Below are 4,909 nucleotides of genomic sequence, written 5' to 3'. Positions count from 1 at the left end.
CGGGGCGCAACCCCCCCGGTCCCAGGACTTGGTGTACCACCCCGCCCCCGGCCCCCCCCGGGGGGGGCGGGGTGTCCCCCCGCCCGCCGGGGGGGGTCCGCAGGACCGTCTCGGTCAATCGGCCTCCGAGAACACGAACGAGAACTCGGCCGGCTCCGCCCACAGGTAGTACTGGGGCAGCGGGCCCGGGCCGCAGGACTGCGAGCCGATGCCGTGCTGGCCGTGGTCGAGGTTGACCCAGACCGTGTCGCCGGGCGTGAGATCCGTGAGGTGCGCGGCGGCGTCCAGCTGCTCGCTGGTCCAGCGGCGGGCGGTGAACCAGAACTCCGGATCGCCCTCGATGCGCAGACCGCCGATCTCCGCCCGGCGGACGTCGGCGCGGGCGCCGTTCTCCTGGGGGCGGACGTACGGCGTCTGCATATCGTCGACGGTCGACTCCCAGCTGCCGACCCATGCCGCGGCCCTGGTGTCCGGGTACGCCTCACCGGGGCCGCCGCCGAACCACCTCACGGTGCCGGCCTGGGACAGCCCGAACCGGATGCCGAGGCGCGGCAGCGGCACCGTCCAGTCGCCCTCGGGAGTCACGGACACGGTCAGCTTCAGCCGGTTGCCGTCCGACGTCCAGCGGTACACCGTCGACAGGCCCACCTCCCGGGCGGCGGGCGCCACCCGGGTGCGTACGGTCAGCGCGTCGTCGCCCGGCTCCACCGCGTCCAGGCGGTGCCGCATGCGGTGCAGGCCGTACTTCCGCCACAGCAGGCCGTGGCGGACGTCCGTCTGCCAGGCCGCGCCGTCGTCGTTGTCGGTGGTCGCCCGCCACACGTCCAGCCGGAGTCCGGCGACCTCCACACCACCGATCGTCCGCAGTGCGCCGGTGCGGGCGTCGAAGGAGGCCGGCCCCAGGGTGATCAGCCGCTCGCCGACCACCGGAGCGCCGGTGGGCGCCACGGATGGCAACTGCCGTGCGGAGGCGACGAACCGGCCCCACGCCACCACATGGTCCCGCGGTCCCCACGGGGTGTCGGCGGCGAGCAGCGCCCGTACCGTCCACTGCGTCTCACCGGTCGCGGTCGTGGGCGGCTCGGGCAGCTTCACATCGGCCGACTCGCCGGGTGTCAGCGCCGGCACCGAGAGGCCGCCGGAGGCGACCGTCTCGCCGTCGACCTGGTACGACCACTCGAAGGCCAGTCCCGACAGGTCGGCGAAGTCCTGCTTGTTGGTGATCCGCACGGTGGCGTCGGTGCCTGCCCCGAGCTCTCGGCTCCGCTCGGACAGGGGCGACCCCCCTACCTCGATCGCGACCGGCTCGATCACCTTCTTGTACTCGATCAGCCCCGGCGACGGCCGCCGGTCGGGGAACAGCAGCCCGTCGCAGACGAAGTTGCCGTCGTGCAGCTCCTCGCCGAAGTCGCCGCCGTACGCGAAGCCGTACCGCTCGTCCTTGATGCCGTGGTCGATCCACTCCCAGACGAAGCCGCCCTGGAGCCGGTCGTACGACTCGAAGAGCCGCTGGTAGTCGGCGATCCCGCCGGGGCCGTTGCCCATGGCGTGGCCGTACTCGCACAGGATGAAGGGGAGTGCCCGGCGCCCGTGCGTACCCCCGTCCAGGCCCCGGCCGATCCGTTCGACCTCCGCGTGACCGGCGTACATGCGCGAGTAGACGTCCGTGTCACGGCAGTTGATGTCGCCCTCGTAGTGCACGAGCCGTGAGGAGTCCCGGTCGCGGATCCACTGGGCCATCGCGGTGAGACCGCGGCCGGTGCCCGCCTCGTTGCCGAGGGACCAGATGACGACCGACGGATGGTTCTTGTCGCGCTCGACCATACGGGCGGCGCGGTCGAGCAGCGCCGGGGTCCAGCGCTCGTCGTCGACGGGGTTGTCCCGCCAGGCCTGCTCGGTGAAGCCGTGGGTCTCCAGGTCGCACTCGTCGACCACCCACAGGCCGTACTCGTCGCAGAGGGAGAGGAAGGCGGGGTGGGGCGGGTAGTGGGAGGTGCGGACCGCGTTGATGTTGTGCCGCTTCATCAGCAGCACGTCCTCGCGCATGGTCTCCGGGTCGAGGGCGCGGCCCTTCTCCGGGTGCCACTCGTGGCGGTTGACGCCCTTGAAGAGGACCGCCCTGCCGTTGACCTTGATCAGACCGTCGGTCAGCTCGACCGTCCGGAAGCCGATCCGCAGGGGCACCCGCTCGCCCTCGGTGGCCAGCACGCCGTCGTACAGCTTCGGGGTCTCCGCCGTCCACGGATCGACCGCGACCGTCACCGGCTCACCGGTCGCCGCGTCGATGCCCAGGTCCGGCACGGTGACCCGGCCGTCCACGTCGGAGTCGACACGCAGGGTGCCCTCGCCGGTCACGTGGTCGTAGGAGGCGTGCACGAAGAAGTCGAGGACGGCACCCGCCGGGCGGTGCAGCAGGGTGACGTCACGGAAGATGCCCGGCAGCCACCACTGGTCCTGGTCCTCCAGGTAGGAGCCCGCCGACCACTGGTGCACACGGACGGCCAGTACGTTGCCGCCGGGCCTGAGCAGATGGCCGACCGCGAACTCGTGCGGCAGCCGGGAGCCCTTGAACTCGCCGACGTCCGTGCCGTTCAGCCAGACGCGCGCGCAGGACTCGACACCGTCGAATCTCAGCACCGCGCCTCCGTCGGACGGCCAGCCGGACGGCAGGTCGAATACGCGCAGGTGGTCGCCGGTGGGGTTCTCGGTCGGGACGCGGGGCGGGTCGACCGGGAAGGGGTACAGATGGTTGGTGTAGATGGGGGAGCCGTGGCCCTGGAGGACCCAGTGGCCGGGGACCGAGACCTCGGCCCAGTCGCCGGCGTCGTACCCCGGCTCGGCGAACGAGTCGTCCTCGGCGTCGGCCGTCGCCGACAGCCGGAATCGCCAACCGCCGTTCAGTGACAGTGTTCTCGAGTCCGAGGAGGCGTACCAGGCCCGGGGCGGCAGTGCCCCGGAGCCGGGTGCCACGTCCTCTACGTAATCGATGGCCGTGGTAGTGCGGAAGGACATCTGTCTCCTTGCTCAGCCCTTGATACCGGTCTGCGCGATCCCCTGCACCAGCCAGCGCTGGAGGAAGAGGAACACGAACAACAGGGGCAGGATGGAAATGGCGGTGGCCATGAAGATCAGGTGGTAGTTGACGGTCTGGTTGGTCATGTACGAGGAGAGCGCGACCTGGACCGTCCAGGCGCCGGGGTCCTGGCCGATGACCAGCGGCCACAGGAAGGAGTTCCAGCCGTTGATGAAGGTGATCGTGGCGATCGCCGCGAAGAAGTTCAGCGAGTTGGGGACGACCACACGCCAGTACGCGCCCCAGTGTCCGAGCCCGTCCACGCGTGCCGCCTCCTCCAGCTCCTTGGGGAACCCCAGGAAGTACTGCCGGAAGAGGAAGCAGGTGAAACCGCTGAACAGACCCGGGACGACGAGACCGCGGTAGCTGTCCACCCAGCCGAGGGACGACACCAGCACGAAGCTGGGCACGAAGGTGACGGCGGCCGGAACCATGAGGGTCACCAGCACGGCGTAGAAGACCTTGTCGGCGTGCCGGTAGGGGATGCGGGCGAGGCCGTAGCCGGCGAGCGAGCACACGAAGAGCGTGCCGACCGTATGCAGTATGCCGACGACCAGGGAATTCACCATGGACTGCCCGAAGTCGACCGTGGGGTCGTCGAACGGCTCGGTGATGTTGCTCCACTGGATGTGGCCGGGGAAGAACTTCCAGTTCTCGCCGGTGATCTCCGGATCGGTGGAGAGGGCGTTGCGGATCAGCAGATAGAACGGGACGAGGAAGAAGAACGCGGCGACGCCGGTGGCGACGTACAGCCCGGTGGAGCTCATCACCCCGCCCCCGCGCCGGACGCGGCGCGCCGGGACGGAGGGCGGCCGGCTCCCGCTCACCTCGGGTGCGGTCGTGGTCACTTGGACGCGTCACCCCTTCCGAATCCCATGATCCTGCCCTGGAACAGGGTCACGACGCAGATCAGCAGGGTCAGGATCACGGCTCCGGCGCTGCCCGCGCCGTAGTTCTGGTCCTGGCCGAGGGCCGTGTAGTAGAGCTCGACGAGCGGCGGACGGCCCCACGTCGTCTTGGACAGCAGGTTGAAGAACTCGTCGAAGGCCTGGTAGGCGGCCACGAGCAGCAGCAGGACCACCGCCGTCGAGGTGGCGCGCAACTGCGGCAGTGTGATGTGGCGGAAGGTCTGCAGGCCGGGCTTCGCGCCGTCGATCGCGGCGGCCTCGTACAGCTCCCGCGGGATGTTCTGCAGCGCGGCCAGGAACAGGATCATGTAGAAGCCGGACTGCAGCCACAGGCGGGCGGTGAGGATGACCAGCCAGTACCAGGGCGGGTCGGGGTCGGCGAGCCAGGCGATGTTGTCCACGCCGAACCAGCCGATGACGGTGTTCGCCAGGCCGAAGCGCACGCCGCTGAAGATGGACATCTTCCAGATCAGTGAGGCGGCGACATAGCTGCAGGCCGTCGGCAGGAAGAACACCGACCGGCAGAACGCCCGCATGAAGCGCAGCCGGTTCACCAGCAGTGCCAGGCCCAGCGAAAGCGCCCAGGTGATGGGCACGATGAACGCGGCGAAGACGGTGAAGGTGAGCAGGGAACCGGTGAAGTTGCCGTCCGTCAGCATCTGACGGTAGTTGTCCAGGCCCACGAAGTCGCTGGGCGTCACGGTGAAGCGGGCCTCGAAGAAGCTGAGGTAGACGCTCCAGCCGATGGGGATGTAGACGAAGACGATCAGCCCGGTGAGGAACGGGCCGGTGAAGAGCCAGAAGGTGAGCGTGCGGCTGCCGCGCAGCCCCCGCCGCGGGCCGGGGCCGGATAGCCCCGCCCGGGGGGGGGGGGCGGGGGCCCCGGGGGGGGGGGGGGGGGGTTGTGGGGGCGGGGGCCGCCCCCCGG

Annotated in this window: 3 protein-coding genes; all 3 read right to left on the bottom strand. The window is 70.2% G+C overall.

Annotated features, from left to right (window positions below; all coding sequences use genetic code 11):
• Positions 1–114 precede the first annotated feature (114 nt).
• A complete protein-coding gene (locus ACFW2E_RS28210) occupies positions 115–3,012 on the bottom strand; it encodes a glycoside hydrolase family 2 TIM barrel-domain containing protein (protein WP_384469882.1) in 2,898 nt (965 codons plus the stop codon).
• Positions 3,013–3,024: 12 nt separating this feature from the next.
• The gene (locus ACFW2E_RS28205) at positions 3,025–3,921 is read right to left on the bottom strand and encodes a carbohydrate ABC transporter permease (RefSeq protein ID WP_384469881.1); all 897 of its coding nucleotides are present in this window, start codon (positions 3,919–3,921) and stop codon (positions 3,025–3,027) included.
• On the bottom strand, positions 3,918–4,909 hold a 992-nt coding region (locus ACFW2E_RS28200; protein WP_384469880.1), incomplete at its 5' end, for a carbohydrate ABC transporter permease. The genes ACFW2E_RS28205 and ACFW2E_RS28200, both read right to left, overlap by 4 nt.

The sequence above is a fragment of the Streptomyces sp. NPDC058964 genome, assembly GCF_042741275.1.
In the GTDB taxonomy this organism is placed as follows: Bacteria; Actinomycetota; Actinomycetes; order Streptomycetales; family Streptomycetaceae; genus Streptomyces.
This window is presented reverse-complemented; position numbering and strand designations above follow the sequence as displayed.

Excerpts from the sequence above, each read along its gene's own strand:
- ACFW2E_RS28210 (WP_384469882.1), bottom strand. The coding sequence starts at position 3,012 with ATGTCCTTCCGCACTACCACGGCCATCGATTACGTAGAGGACGTGGCA.